Below are 12,661 nucleotides of genomic sequence, written 5' to 3'. Positions count from 1 at the left end.
GATGTTATTTTGAACAAGATGTTCAGGCGAACATCTCATTCACAGCTTCCACGAGATCGTGGAGTCTTTCCACAGGAATTCCAATGATCATCTCATTTTCTGTGATGTTTGCGAATTTCCTGCTTCCTCCGCATCCAACTGTTACACTGATCTTACCTTCCTTGTATGGAAGGACAACACCGTCTGCACAAACACTCTGGATGCCTGCAAAGCTTGCTTCGACCCTGCCACCGAACTTAAAGAGAAGTGCCTGGGAAAGCTGCATGACCTGTTTTGGTGAAGCGACGATAACGACAACATCAGGCTTGAATGTTACTGTCTCAAGTGATCCGTAGAGGACCGCTTTTGTGGATCCGGGTGCTACTTTTATAACTTTTTCCATTGTGCGTCTTGCTGCATTGATGGTACTGAAACGCTTGAGATTATAGTAGGTGTCCCCGGTAGCCAGTTTGTGTGGCATTTCCTGCAACCCCATGACAGCAGATCCTCCCCTGCACATCTGATCTTCTGCTGTGGAGTAGAACTGCTTTCCGGTCTTCCTGACAATGTCTACCATCTGGCAGTGTCTTGTTTTCTCATCTATTTTTTCAATGCCCTCAGGAATATCATGACCTTCCGGAATAAGTGAGACTGCAACAGGTTTTGTCTTAAGGTTGAGCTTTTCGGTCAGTTGCTTTCCAAATTCGTTAATTTCCTTGATGTCCATATAGATCACTCTAAATTATATTCGATATAACTGCTCATAACAACTTTATTTTTGTTAGCAGTGGTTCTGATAGTTTTTAAGATGTTTATTTCGGTTGTGCTGCAAGTGTACACAACTGATTTTATATAAGTTTTACCATGGATCATTCCTGCAAGAATGAGAGCAGATCATCTTTTTCAGGCGATCTTATGCTTCAATATTATCAAAAACAGAATAAGATAATGGATAAGGGGAAATAAAACAGAGAAAAGAGAATAGAGAATAAAGAATATTAAGGCATTTGATGTCCCCATAGAAAAACGAGCTCTACAGGGCATCATTCTACCTGAGAATCAGGATCTCATCCAGTCGTTCCATGCACCGGCTTTCATTTCAAGGATGCCTGTGATGTCCTCAAGCTGTTCTTCCGGAATACCTACAACCATTTCATCGTCATTGAGTCCTGCATTCTTGGCAGCACCATCACATCCAATAGAGATGTTGACTTCTCCGGTGGTGTAAGGTGAACCGGTAGCATCGGCACATGTGGACTGGATGCCTGCGAAGTTTGCAGTCATACGGCCACCACGCCTGTAGATCACAGCATGTGCGATCCTTCTGGCTACCAGGGTGTTTCCGATAATGATAATAACATCAGGTTTAGTTGGTGTGCTGTCCAGTGGAGCAACGATGGTTGCAACGGTCGATCCGGGAGCAGGTCTTGGCATGTTGTCTACAACACGTTTGGCGACACTCAGGGATATTTCCTTTTCCAGTTTATCGAAATACAATTCCCCAGTTTTGATCTTGTCAGGATAGTCCTGTAATCCTATAGCTGCAGCACCACCTTTGCAGGCATGCTCATCCATGGTAGCAAAAGTGACCTTATCATCGAACCTTGCATCCTGAAGCATCTGGCAGTATCTTCTTGGTTTTTCTATCTTTTCTAAGCCTTCAGGAATGTCCTTTTCTCTCTTTAATAATGATATTGCGACTGGTTTTCCTTTAAGTTCCAGTGTCTCAATAAGCTTCTCACTCATTTTTGCATAATCCATGTTAATACCTCTGGAATTTGTACTTGTATCGGGGATAAAATTTCATCTATCCCTGGTAATTACATATTCTATAATCTCTCATCGATGGGTAAATATATAGGCCTTTTTAGTAAACTTTATATATTTCCTCTCATCTGAGTATTATACAACAAAAGGATAATTCGAAATGAGGAAATTATATGAAGATATGTGTAACAGCCACAGATAAAAATATTGATGCAGCAGTGGATCCACGTTTTGGAAGATGCCCGTATTTTGTCGTCGTTGATCCGGAAACTATGGAATTCAAAGCATTTGACAACACGGCAGCTTCAGCATCAGGAGGAGCAGGTATACAGGCTGCCCAGAACATTTCTGACAAAGGGATCAATGTTCTCCTTACCGGTAACGTCGGTCCTAATGCCTTCCCGATCCTTTCCGCAGCCGGAATTAAAGTAATGACCGGAGCCAGTGGCTCAGTTAAAGATGCGATCCGCCAGTACAAGGGAGGTCAGTTGAATGAAACTGCTGCTCCGACAGCACAGGCACATGCCTCTATGGCTGCACCCGGCAGAGGCATGGGTGGACGTGGCAGGTCTGGCGGGTCCGGCAGAGGTATGGGAGGCGGCGGTGGAGCCGGCAGAGGCGGAGGAATGAATCGTTAAGTTCAGTACTATGAGGTGATCAGATGAAAATATGTGTACCTTCAAGTGGTAAAGGCGGACTCGATGATCTCGTTGGCCAGCATTTTGGCAGGGTACCGACCTACACCATAAAAGACACTGAAACGAATGAAATTGGAACGATCGAAAATAAAAGTGAACATATGGGAGGAGTGGGGCTTCCTCCAGAGCTCCTGTCACAGGCAGGAGTTGATGTCATGCTTTGTGGGGGACTTGGGAACAAGGCTGTACAGCAATTCGAACAGTTTGGCATAGAAGTATATGTTGGTGCCAAAGGAACAGTAGGAGAGGCTATAATGGCATGGGAAGCCGGAAATCTTCCAAAGGCCACACGTGAAAATGCCTGCCAGTCCCATGAACACCATCACCACCACTGAAAATAAAGCGTAAAAATTAAAACGAGATGAGACCAATGTCAGAAGAATATAAATGGTTCTTAAAAGATGCAGTTGTCGATACCGGAATGTGTACCTTATGCGGTGCCTGCGCTGCGGTTTGCCCCTATGAGATAATCGAATTCGATGAGAACGGGCCAAAGTTAAAGGAAGAATGCTACAGGAACGGAGAAGGTGCCTGTAAGGATGTTTGCCAGCGGGTTATGACAGATGCAGCCCGTATCTCAATGAACGTGTTCAATTTCAAATCACTACCACCATCGCCTATCGGCCAATATCAGAAGATCGTTTCTGCAAGGGCTACAGATCCGTCAATAGCTGAAAAAGGTCAGGATGGCGGAGCGGTGACCGCTCTTCTTGGATACTGCTTTGACAATGGTCTTATCGATGGTGCTGTCACCACTGCAGGTTTTACAAAACCGGATTCCTGCCTCGTTACAAGCAAAGAAGAACTTATAGACACCCAGGGTGCCAAATATTCAGCAGTTCCTGTGATGGCTGCACTGCGCCAGAGCAAGGATGAACTGAAAAATGTTGCAATGGTAGGTGTTCCATGCCAGACATACGGAACCAGAAGGACACAGTTCTTCACAGGCCTGAACGTTCATCCGGTGGAAGTCGGAATGAATGGTGAAAAGGCTGACATTCCAAATATACCATATACGATCGGTCTGTTCTGCATGGAGAACTTTAACTATGAAAAGTTATCCGAGCACATGACAAGCATAGGTATCGATCTGGACAAGATCAGAAAATATGCTATCAGACTTGATGAGATGACCGTTTCCACTGATGAAGGGGAAATTGAGATCTCCCTGAAGGACATCGCTGACTGTGTATGTGATGGATGCCGTATCTGCAGGGATGCTGTTTCCAAAGTTGCAGATATATCAGCAGGACATGTTGGCTCATCCACCGGCTGGACCACTTTAATAGCCCGCAATGACAAGGGCCTGGAACTTCTTGAAGCAGCTGAAAAAGCAGGCTACATAGAGACCATCGATGATGTCGATATCAGCATGATAGATGACTTTGCAGCTATCAAGATGAGAAAGTTCAATAAAGAGCTTGATAAGCGTCTTGATGATGGAAAGAAGGTGAACTTCTACTGGGTACGTGATTATCCCGGCGTAAGACCAGAGGCAAATGGTACGAATTTCGTGAAGATCAAAACCAACTCCGGTATCGTGCAGCATGATTACATTGCCAGAGTTGCTGAACTTGCAGAGAAGTATGGTGACGGTACACTTGAGCTTACCACAAGGAAGAGCGTTGAGATACAGGGTGTCAAAGGCGAAAATGTCGATGGCCTGATGGCCGATGTCTATGGTAGCGGGCTGAAGACCATTGGAATGGGTTATGCTAATGCCTGTCCGGGAATGGCTTACTGTCCTGAAGGACTTGTTGATACTAAAGAACTTGCAAATGAACTCACAATGCAGTTCGCCCAAAAGCTCACACCCCACAAGATGAAGGTCGGTGTGGCCGGATGTCCGAACAGCTGTATCAGGGCAGAGAGCAATGACATAGGTATCGTAGGTCAGCTCCGTCCGAAGGTCGATACGGAGAAATGTACCGGATGCGGAAGATGCAGTGAATTGTGCAAACTGAATGCTATCTCTGTGATCTCAGGAAAAGCTGTCATTGACAGGGACCTCTGCATCAACTGTGGATGGTGTGTCCGGGGATGCCCACATGAGGCTGCTGTTGAAGAACAGAAAGGTTATTCTGTCTGGATCGGCGGGAACGATGGAAGAAGACCAACAAATGGTGTTCTCCTGAAGGCATTCTGCACAAAAGAGGAGATCCCATCCCTTGTAGATAAGGTGGGTAAGACCTTTGTCAAATACCGAACCAAACCCGGAAAGGAACGACTTGGTAACATCATTGAACTGGTAGGAGAAGGTCAGTTCATCAGTGAAGTTCTGAAGGAATAATCGCAACGAAGGATCCCGATGAGGGATCATTTCTTCTTTTTTTATTGTTTATTAGTTATTGGGAGAATATAATGTGGCTGTAAAAGAAAAACTCTGGTTAGGTGTGCAGGCTTCAAGGAATTCTACTATTGCACTGGTTTTTCTTGCAGCAATAAAAGGTATCGTGGGGTTCTATTCAGGCAGCTCCTCCCTGATCGCAGATGCGATCCACACATCAATGGATATCTTTACATCTCTTGCAGTATGGATCGGGTTAAGGCTAAGCCTGAAAAGTAGCGGGGAGCACTTTCCCTATGGTTACTACAAAGCAGAGAATCTGGTGGCTCTTTTTGTCTCAGTTATCATCATATTATCCGGGGTCGAACTTGTGCGTGGAGCCCTGAAAACTATAAAGGACCCTGTCGAGCTGGAATTCCAGGGACTGGCGCTTGGAGCGGCTGTGTTCTCTGTAATTACCATCTATGCCCTTTCACAGTATAAGTTCAAAATAGGAAGACAGATAGGTTCACAGGCACTGATCGCGGATGCTAAGCATTCATATACGGACGTATTCAGTTCTATGGTCGTTGTTGTTGCTATTACCGGTTCGATGTTTGGCATACACTGGCTTGACAGTGCCGGGGTTCTTGTTATATCATTGATCATCTTCAAGCTCGGGATCACAACAGCAAAGGAATCGGCACTGACCCTGATGGATGCATGGCTGGACCGGGATTCTATCGAACGTATCAGGCATACAGTGGACCATACCCCCGGCGTTAACAAGGTTGATGAGATCAGGCTCAGAAGATCCGGTCTTGTGGTCTTTGGGGAGATGCAGGTAGAAAGTGCAGGAGAATACGACCTGAAAAGAGTGGAAATGCTTTCCGCTGAGATCGAAGAGGCGGTTAAAAGTGAGATCCCAAATCTTGAACATCTTTCAGTCGATGTAAAACCCGGAAAAATATCCGTGCTCAGGGTCGCGATCCCTGTAATGATGCCAGAGGGATTACAGTCGAAGCTATCCAGACATATCGGAAAAGCTCCCTATTATATTTTCATCGAGCTGAAAGACAACAAAATAATGAGCTGGGATATTGGTGAGAACCCTGCTGCCGATCTGGATAGAAAAAGAGGTGTAAAGACAGCGGAGTATCTGGAAGAACAGGGTGTTAATATTGTCATCGGAAAGGATATCGGGGAAGGCCCATTCCACAGATTCCATGACAGCTTTATCAAACTGTTAGAGATGCCGGATGATGTGGAGGATGTTGAAACACTTATTGGAAAGATCCCTGAGCTGAGCGTGATCACGTCTCCTACAGAGTAATATAATCTAGAAACTGGAGAATTTATAAATGAAAATTGCGATCGCAAGTGGAAAAGGTGGAACAGGTAAGACCACCATAGCAGTCAATCTCGCACTCTCTCTAAAGGATGCGCAGCTATTCGACTGTGATGTGGAAGAACCTAATTGCAACCTGTTCCTTGGGTACGATCTTGAGAAAGTCGAGGATGTGAATGTTCCGACACCGGTTATTGATAAGAGTAAGTGTGATCTTTGCGGTAAATGTTCTGAGTTTTGCCAGTTCAATGCCCTTGCTGTTTTGCCTGAAGATGTAATGATCTTCCCAACACTCTGTCATGGATGCGGTGGATGCAGTATTGTATGTCCGAATGAAGCTATCAGCGAGGTGGACAGGAAAGTCGGAGTTATCGAAGGTTCGACGAATGAGGACCTCGTGTTCTATCAGGGCCTGTTGAAGATAGGGGAACCCATGACATCACTTGTGATCAAGGCCCTGCAGGAACATATCGATAAGAACACGACTGCCATCATCGATGCACCTCCGGGTACTGCCTGCCCGGTCATTGCCTCAGTGAAGAATGTCGATTACTGCATCCTTGTGACCGAATCGACACCTTTTGGGTTCCATGACCTGAAGCTTGCTCTTGATGTGATGAGGATACTGGGAATACCGTTCGGTGTGGTGATCAATCAATGCGATATCGGTGACAACAGGGTGGAAGAATACTGTATTGAAGAGGAGATCCCGGTCTTGATGAAGATCCCTTACGATCGTGAGATCGCAAGGTTGTATTCGCAGGGAATTCCCTTTGTTAATGAGATGCCGGAATGGAAGGACCGATTTGTCAGACTTTTCAGGGATGTTACCTCACTATATGAAATGAGGGATCGCACTGAACAATGATCAAAGGAGTTGATATTAATGGTAAAGATCGGATTGGTAAGATGTGAAATGGCTTCAAGGTCCTGCCCTGGCACCTCTTGTTTTAAGGCGATAAAGAACGGGACAGGAACACTTGAAGAGTTCAAGGATGAAGATATTGACATCATTGGCATGGTCACATGCGGAGGATGTCCGGGAAGGGATTCGATAAGACAGGTCCGGGAAATGGTAAGGAGAGGAGCTGAAGTGATATTCCTCTGCACCTGCATGATAAAACCGATCCCCAATCCGCCTAAGTGTCCTTATGCTGAAGAAATTGCAGAAGCGATCAGGAATATGTGTGATGTCAGGGTCATCATGGGAACACACTGATGTTTTCCTGAGATCTTTTAAGATGCCCGGAGAAATTACATGAAACAGCTTACTATAATAAGCGGAAAAGGCGGCACAGGAAAGACTACTATCGCAGCAGCTTTTGCTTCGCTTGCAGAAAATGCTGTGATAGCTGATTGTGATGTGGATGCAGCCGATATGCACCTGATATTGGACCCGCAGATAACTGAAACAATAGATTTCTATGGTCTGAAGGAAGCATCTATTGATGACTCCCTGTGCATTCACTGCGGCCTGTGTAAAGAGAATTGCAGGTTCGATGCAATTACCGATGATATCAGAATCGATAGCTACGAATGTGAAGGCTGTGGAGTATGTGCTCATATCTGTCCTGAAGGGGCCATAACGATGGTTGAAAGAAAAGCAGGAGAAGCCTATCTTTCTGAAACAAGGTTCGGACCAATGGCAGATGCAAAACTCGGTGTAGGGGAGGAAGCAAGTGGTAAACTGGTAGCGTTTGTCAGGGAGAATGCCAGAGACCTTGCTGATAGATATGGCAAAGACATGATTATCATTGATGGTCCCCCTGGCACAGGGTGCTCTGTGATCGCTTCCATTGCCGGTGTTGATATGGTTGCGGTCATAACCGAACCCAGTGTATCAGGAATTCATGATCTTGAACGGGTTCTGGGCGTGGCCGGCCACTTTAATATTCCGGCTGTGGTCTGCATAAACAGGCACGATATAAATGAAGAGAACACCCGTGTTATTGAAGATTATTGCAGGAAAAACGGGATCGATGTTGTGGGAAAGCTTCCTTTTAGCAGAATTCCGACCGAGGCAATGATCCAGGAAAGAACGGTGATGGAATATTCAGGTAATGAACTGTCAAATGAGTTCTCAGAAAAACTAAAAGAGATATGGGGAAACATTATGAGAAGCCTGAACTGAAATGTGGTTTATGTTTTCAGGCTATGCTCTCATATAATATTACATAGTACGCTTTACCGCAAGCATCCTGTCAAGTGCCTTTTTTGCTTTGAGCCTTGTCTCTTCGGGAACTGTGATCACATATTCCATTTTCTCAAGTGAATTGAGCACAGAATCAAGGGTTGTGATCTTCATGTTAGTACATACGGTGAACTCGGACACATAGTAGAACTTCTTGTCAGGATTCTCTTTTCTTAACCTGTGTAGCAAACCGTTCTCAGTTCCGATGATGAACTCTTTTGCATCAGAATTCTTTGCATAGCTGAGTATTCCGGTAGTGCTGAGAACCTCATCTGCAAGGTCCAGTACTTCGGTCCTGCATTCAGGATGTGCGAGGAACAGGGCATTTGGATGCTCTTCTTTTGCTTTGAGAACGTCCTGTGCATGCATCTGGTGATGGGTCGGACAGAAGCCTTCCCATGTAATGATCTTCTTGTCAGTGAAATCTGAAACATAGGTGCCAAGATTCTTGTCAGGGACAAAGATTATCTCGTCCTCTTCAAGGGAGTTGACCACATCAACGGCATTTGCCGATGTGCAGCAAATGTCACTCTGGGCCTTGATCTCAGCAGAAGAATTCACATAACAAACTACAGCAGCATTCGGATGCTTTTTCTTCTCGTCGTCAAGTGAGATCACATCGACCATTTCGGCCATCGGGCAACCTGCGTCCCTTTCAGGCAGGAGTACGGTCTTTTCCGGACTGAGTATTGCAGCACTCTCTGCCATGAAATCCACCCCACAAAAAACGATGACATCGGCGTCTGAATCGACAACCTGCTGGCTGAGACCCAGGGAATCACCGGTAAAATCCGCAATATCCTGCACTTCCGGACGCTGGTAATTGTGGGCGAGGATAACTGCATTATGTTCTGCTTTCAGGGAATTGATCCTGTCAATTATATATTTCATTTCCTGCATATTCTCACCACATCATAATTTATATTGCATAGTGTATCCAGATTCTTGGATTTTTATAAGGATAATTATACCCAATTATGCTTTTTCGTTTTTATAAATATGGGTAGCATTTATGTATGGTATATTTAAGTATGTTAACGGCGTTAACTAACCGACTGACACTTTAAGTAGTTTGCGCTAACATAAAAATATTGGAAAAGTATTAATCTAATAATTGCACATTTCATTATGGGAGTGAAAAAATGGTTGAAACAACTATAAAAGTAGAAGGCATGTCCTGTGGACATTGCCAGATGACTGTCACAAAAGCAATATCAGGTGTTGAAGGTGTTTCTTCTGTTGACGTTGATCTGGAGAAAGGAGAGGCTAATATCTCTTATGATCAAGAGGCAGCAGATATTGATACAATCAAAAAAGCAGTCAACGATGCCGGATATAAGGCCTAATACCTGCCTGCAATCCACCTGCCAATTTATACTCTTGCTTTTTGCTGTCTGACAGCACTGATAGACAGACGAACCCTATTTCTTTTGGTACAATAACATGAAAACTACGATCGATGTTCATGGAATGACCTGCATGCATTGTCATGAGAGCGTGACAAAAGCAATTTCCTCCCTTAAAGGCGTGGAAAGTGTAGAGGTAAGCCTTGAGGAGAACAATGCTACTGTTAGTTTCGATCCTGCAAAGGTAACCCTTGATGAGATCAGGAAGGCAGTTACAGATGCTGGTTATGAAGTAGGCGAAGACATTGATTCAGAGAAATCTGTAGAGGTGCCGGAAGAAGTGAAAGAGGAAGCTCAACCTTCATCCCTGCAGGTTTCGACAGAACTCTCTACAGAGTCTCCGACAGAAGCTTCAATAAAAGATTCGACAGAAAAAGCTACCGAAGAACCGGCAAATTCCACATTGAAAGTTACCGGTATGACATGTGCTGCCTGTGCATTACGCATAGAAGATGCATTGAAGAAACAACCAGGTGTCCTTTCGGCAACTGTCAATCTCCCGCTTGAGAAAGCATCCGTGACCTATGATCCAAAGGTCATGACCGTTAGTGATCTTGAAGAGACGATCGAAGATACAGGCTATGGCGTGCTGAAGGATGAGATCGATCTTGATGTGGGAGGCATGACCTGTGCTGCATGTGCATCTAACATCGAGCGTGCTCTCAGGAAGCTTGATGGCGTAAGCAATGCCAGTGTGAATTTTCCGATGTCCAGTGCACATGCTGAATATGATTCCTCAAAGGTTTCCGTCGCTGACATGCTCAATGCTATAGAAGGGATCGGCTATACGGCATCCGTAAAGAAGGAAGGAAGACCCGTTGATCGTGAACAGGCTGCAAGGGATCTGGAGATCACTCGCCAGAGGAACAATCTGCTAATTGCTTTCCTGCTGACAATTCCGATCGCTCTTGGTGGAATGAGTGGCGGGTTCCCGCAGTATCTTTATTTTGTACCTCCTATCCTTGCTGACAGGGGTGTGCTTTTCGTTCTTACTACCATAGTAATGGCCTTCCCCGGAAGACAGTACTTCGTCGGTGCCTACAAAGGGCTTCGGCACGGCTCTGCTGATATGAATCTTCTGATCGCAACGGGTACTGGTGCTGCTTACACTATCAGTGTGGTGACAAGCTTCATCGATCTTGGACCGGGATACCAGCATACTTTCTTCGATTCAGCTGCAATGCTGATCACCTTCATAACATTTGGACGTTACCTTGAAGCAAAGGCAAGAGGCAGGACATCTGAAGCCATCAGGAAGCTCATCGGATTGCAGGCAAGGACAGCACGGGTCATCAGGAACGGTGAGGAGATCGAAGTAGCTGTGGAAGATGTGGTCACAGGAGATATTGTTGTTGTCAGGCCGGGAGAGAAGCTACCGGTGGATGGTATCGTGACCGAAGGCTCATCTTCCATCGACGAATCCATGATCACCGGTGAAAGCATTCCTGTTGAGAAGAATATCGGTGACCAGGTGATCGGTGCTACTGTCAATGGTACCGGTTCTTTCAGGTTCGAGGCTACCAAAGTAGGTGCTGATACTGCACTTGCACAGATCATCAAGCTGGTAGAAGATGCACAGACATCCAAGGCACCAATTCAGAGAATAGCTGACTTTGTTGCCGCTCGCTTCATTGTTGCAGTTATTGTGATCGCTCTCCTTTCATTCCTGTTCTGGTTCTTCATCGGATACAACATGTTCGATGTTGCACAGTATTCTGTTATCACAAGTCCGTTCCTGTTCTCCCTTCTGATCGGGATCACAGTTCTTGTGATATCCTGTCCCTGTGCTGTTGGACTTGCAACACCGGTAGCCATAATGGTAGGTACAGGAAAGGGAGCTGAGAATGGCATACTTATCAAGGGCGGTGAAGCACTTGAGGTCAGTCGCAAGATCGATACTATCGTATTTGACAAGACAGGTACGCTGACAGAAGGAAAACCTGTAATAACTGATATTATCGCTTTTGGAGAACACACTGAAGATGAAGTGCTTTCCCTTGCAGCTACTGCAGAGAAGGGATCAGAGCATCCCCTGGGCGAAGCTATTGTGAACGGTGCTGTAGACGGTAATGTTCCTATCCTTGATGTTTCATCCTTTGAGTCCATACCGGGCCATGGAGTAAAGGCAATGATCAAAGAGCAGGAGATACTGCTGGGTACCCGAAAGCTCATGGCTGACAATAATGTTGACGTTTCTTCCCTTACCGGCAGGCTTGAGGAGCTTGAACATCAGGGTAAGACCGGCATGCTGATTTCAGTTGATGGCAATGCCACTGGTATCGTAGCGGTAGCAGATACTCTCAAGGCGAATTCCATAGAGGCTGTTTCCAGGCTCAAAAAGCTGGGGCTTGAGGTTGTGATGATCACAGGAGATAACAGCAGGACCGCATCAGCTATTGCATCTAAAGCGAGTATTGATCGTGTTCTTTCTGAGGTGTTACCTGAAGACAAGGCAGCGGAGGTCAGGAAGCTTCAGGATGAAGGAAGGATCGTTGCAATGGTCGGTGACGGTATCAATGACGCTCCTGCGCTTACCCAGGCGGATGTAGGAATAGCCATGGGAGCCGGTACAGATGTGGCTATTGAGTCGGCACAGATCGTGCTTATCAGGAACGACCTGCTTGATGTGGTAGCTTCCCTGCGCTTAAGCCGTCTGACCATGCGAAAGATAAAGCAGAACCTGTTCTGGGCCTTTGGGTACAACAGTCTTGGAATTCCAATAGCAGCAGGCATTCTCTATCCTGTGTTCCATCAGATACTTGTAACTCCTGCAATGGCAGCGGCTTTCATGGCCATGAGCTCGGTATCTGTTGTGACGAACTCATTACTGATGAAAAGAAGCAGGATAAAATGATGAACAGATCATCACCAATTATTATCAAATGGCATTTTTAGGCATGCTAATCCTTTTTTTCTTAATTTGATAACTACGGATCAATTCGAAGTTTAGACAATTCTTTAATAAGTTCAGCACATATTGGAACATGTCGAAAGACGATCACGATC

12 protein-coding genes are annotated in these 12,661 nt (G+C 45.4%); 9 read left to right on the top strand and 3 right to left on the bottom strand.

The window, feature by feature from the left end; all coding sequences use genetic code 11:
* Positions 1-22: 22 nt before the first annotated feature.
* The gene (locus BMX02_RS06150) at positions 23-706 is read right to left on the bottom strand and encodes a DUF169 domain-containing protein (protein WP_091689815.1); all 684 of its coding nucleotides are present in this window, start codon (positions 704-706) and stop codon (positions 23-25) included.
* Positions 707-1,038: 332 nt separating this feature from the next.
* Positions 1,039-1,740, bottom strand: a complete 702-nt coding sequence (locus tag BMX02_RS06145; protein ID WP_091689814.1) for a DUF169 domain-containing protein — start codon at positions 1,738-1,740, stop codon at positions 1,039-1,041.
* Positions 1,741-1,919: 179 nt separating this feature from the next.
* Here BMX02_RS06145 and BMX02_RS06140 point away from each other — a divergent pair, with 179 nt between their 5' ends.
* From BMX02_RS06140 to BMX02_RS06110, 7 genes are all read left to right on the top strand, one after another.
* Entirely contained in the window at positions 1,920-2,384 is a 465-nt protein-coding gene (locus BMX02_RS06140) for a NifB/NifX family molybdenum-iron cluster-binding protein (RefSeq protein WP_091689813.1), read from the top strand.
* A 23-nt stretch (positions 2,385-2,407) separates the two neighbouring features.
* Positions 2,408-2,779 carry a NifB/NifX family molybdenum-iron cluster-binding protein gene (locus BMX02_RS06135; RefSeq protein ID WP_091689812.1) on the top strand — a complete coding sequence of 124 codons (372 nt, stop codon included), beginning with the start codon at positions 2,408-2,410 and terminating at the stop codon, positions 2,777-2,779.
* A 35-nt stretch (positions 2,780-2,814) separates the two neighbouring features.
* Positions 2,815-4,734: a Coenzyme F420 hydrogenase/dehydrogenase, beta subunit C-terminal domain gene (locus BMX02_RS06130; RefSeq protein WP_091689811.1), complete on the top strand. Its 1,920-nt coding sequence runs from the start codon at positions 2,815-2,817 to the stop codon at positions 4,732-4,734.
* Positions 4,735-4,807: 73 nt separating this feature from the next.
* Complete coding sequence (locus BMX02_RS06125) at positions 4,808-6,043, top strand: cation diffusion facilitator family transporter (RefSeq protein ID WP_091689933.1); 1,236 nt, start codon at positions 4,808-4,810, stop codon at positions 6,041-6,043.
* A 28-nt stretch (positions 6,044-6,071) separates the two neighbouring features.
* The gene (locus tag BMX02_RS06120; protein WP_091689810.1) at positions 6,072-6,926 is read left to right on the top strand and encodes an ATP-binding protein; all 855 of its coding nucleotides are present in this window, start codon (positions 6,072-6,074) and stop codon (positions 6,924-6,926) included.
* Positions 6,927-6,944: 18 nt separating this feature from the next.
* The gene (locus BMX02_RS06115) at positions 6,945-7,277 is read left to right on the top strand and encodes a CGGC domain-containing protein (protein ID WP_091689809.1); all 333 of its coding nucleotides are present in this window, start codon (positions 6,945-6,947) and stop codon (positions 7,275-7,277) included.
* A 39-nt stretch (positions 7,278-7,316) separates the two neighbouring features.
* A complete protein-coding gene (locus BMX02_RS06110; RefSeq protein ID WP_091689808.1) occupies positions 7,317-8,189 on the top strand; it encodes a 4Fe-4S binding protein in 873 nt (290 codons plus the stop codon).
* Between the two features lie 39 nt (positions 8,190-8,228).
* On the opposite strand, the gene nadA is transcribed toward BMX02_RS06110, so the two are convergent.
* The gene (gene nadA, locus BMX02_RS06105; protein ID WP_091689807.1) at positions 8,229-9,149 is read right to left on the bottom strand and encodes a quinolinate synthase NadA; all 921 of its coding nucleotides are present in this window, start codon (positions 9,147-9,149) and stop codon (positions 8,229-8,231) included.
* A 242-nt stretch (positions 9,150-9,391) separates the two neighbouring features.
* Here nadA and BMX02_RS06100 point away from each other — a divergent pair, with 242 nt between their 5' ends.
* On the top strand, positions 9,392-9,595 hold the full coding sequence (locus tag BMX02_RS06100) for a heavy-metal-associated domain-containing protein (RefSeq protein WP_091689806.1): 204 nt from the start codon (positions 9,392-9,394) through the stop codon (positions 9,593-9,595).
* Between the two features lie 97 nt (positions 9,596-9,692).
* On the top strand, positions 9,693-12,509 hold the full coding sequence (locus BMX02_RS06095) for a heavy metal translocating P-type ATPase (RefSeq protein WP_091689805.1): 2,817 nt from the start codon (positions 9,693-9,695) through the stop codon (positions 12,507-12,509).
* Positions 12,510-12,661: the final 152 nt, after the last annotated feature.

It is taken from the genome of Methanococcoides vulcani, assembly GCF_900111645.1.
GTDB lineage: Archaea > Halobacteriota > Methanosarcinia > Methanosarcinales > Methanosarcinaceae > Methanococcoides > Methanococcoides vulcani.
The sequence above is the reverse complement of the archived record's forward strand: the minus strand, read 5'-3'. Positions and strand labels throughout refer to the sequence as shown.

Excerpts from the sequence above, each read along its gene's own strand:
- BMX02_RS06150 (WP_091689815.1), bottom strand. The coding sequence starts at position 706 with ATGGACATCAAGGAAATTAACGAATTTGGAAAGCAACTGACCGAAAAG.
- BMX02_RS06145 (WP_091689814.1), bottom strand. The coding sequence starts at position 1,740 with ATGGATTATGCAAAAATGAGTGAGAAGCTTATTGAGACACTGGAACTT.
- BMX02_RS06140 (WP_091689813.1), top strand. The coding sequence starts at position 1,920 with ATGAAGATATGTGTAACAGCCACAGATAAAAATATTGATGCAGCAGTG.
- BMX02_RS06135 (WP_091689812.1), top strand. The coding sequence starts at position 2,408 with ATGAAAATATGTGTACCTTCAAGTGGTAAAGGCGGACTCGATGATCTC.
- BMX02_RS06130 (WP_091689811.1), top strand. The coding sequence starts at position 2,815 with ATGTCAGAAGAATATAAATGGTTCTTAAAAGATGCAGTTGTCGATACC.
- BMX02_RS06120 (WP_091689810.1), top strand. The coding sequence starts at position 6,072 with ATGAAAATTGCGATCGCAAGTGGAAAAGGTGGAACAGGTAAGACCACC.
- BMX02_RS06115 (WP_091689809.1), top strand. The coding sequence starts at position 6,945 with ATGGTAAAGATCGGATTGGTAAGATGTGAAATGGCTTCAAGGTCCTGC.
- BMX02_RS06110 (WP_091689808.1), top strand. The coding sequence starts at position 7,317 with ATGAAACAGCTTACTATAATAAGCGGAAAAGGCGGCACAGGAAAGACT.
- nadA (WP_091689807.1), bottom strand. The coding sequence starts at position 9,149 with ATGCAGGAAATGAAATATATAATTGACAGGATCAATTCCCTGAAAGCA.
- BMX02_RS06100 (WP_091689806.1), top strand. The coding sequence starts at position 9,392 with ATGGTTGAAACAACTATAAAAGTAGAAGGCATGTCCTGTGGACATTGC.
- BMX02_RS06095 (WP_091689805.1), top strand. The coding sequence starts at position 9,693 with ATGAAAACTACGATCGATGTTCATGGAATGACCTGCATGCATTGTCAT.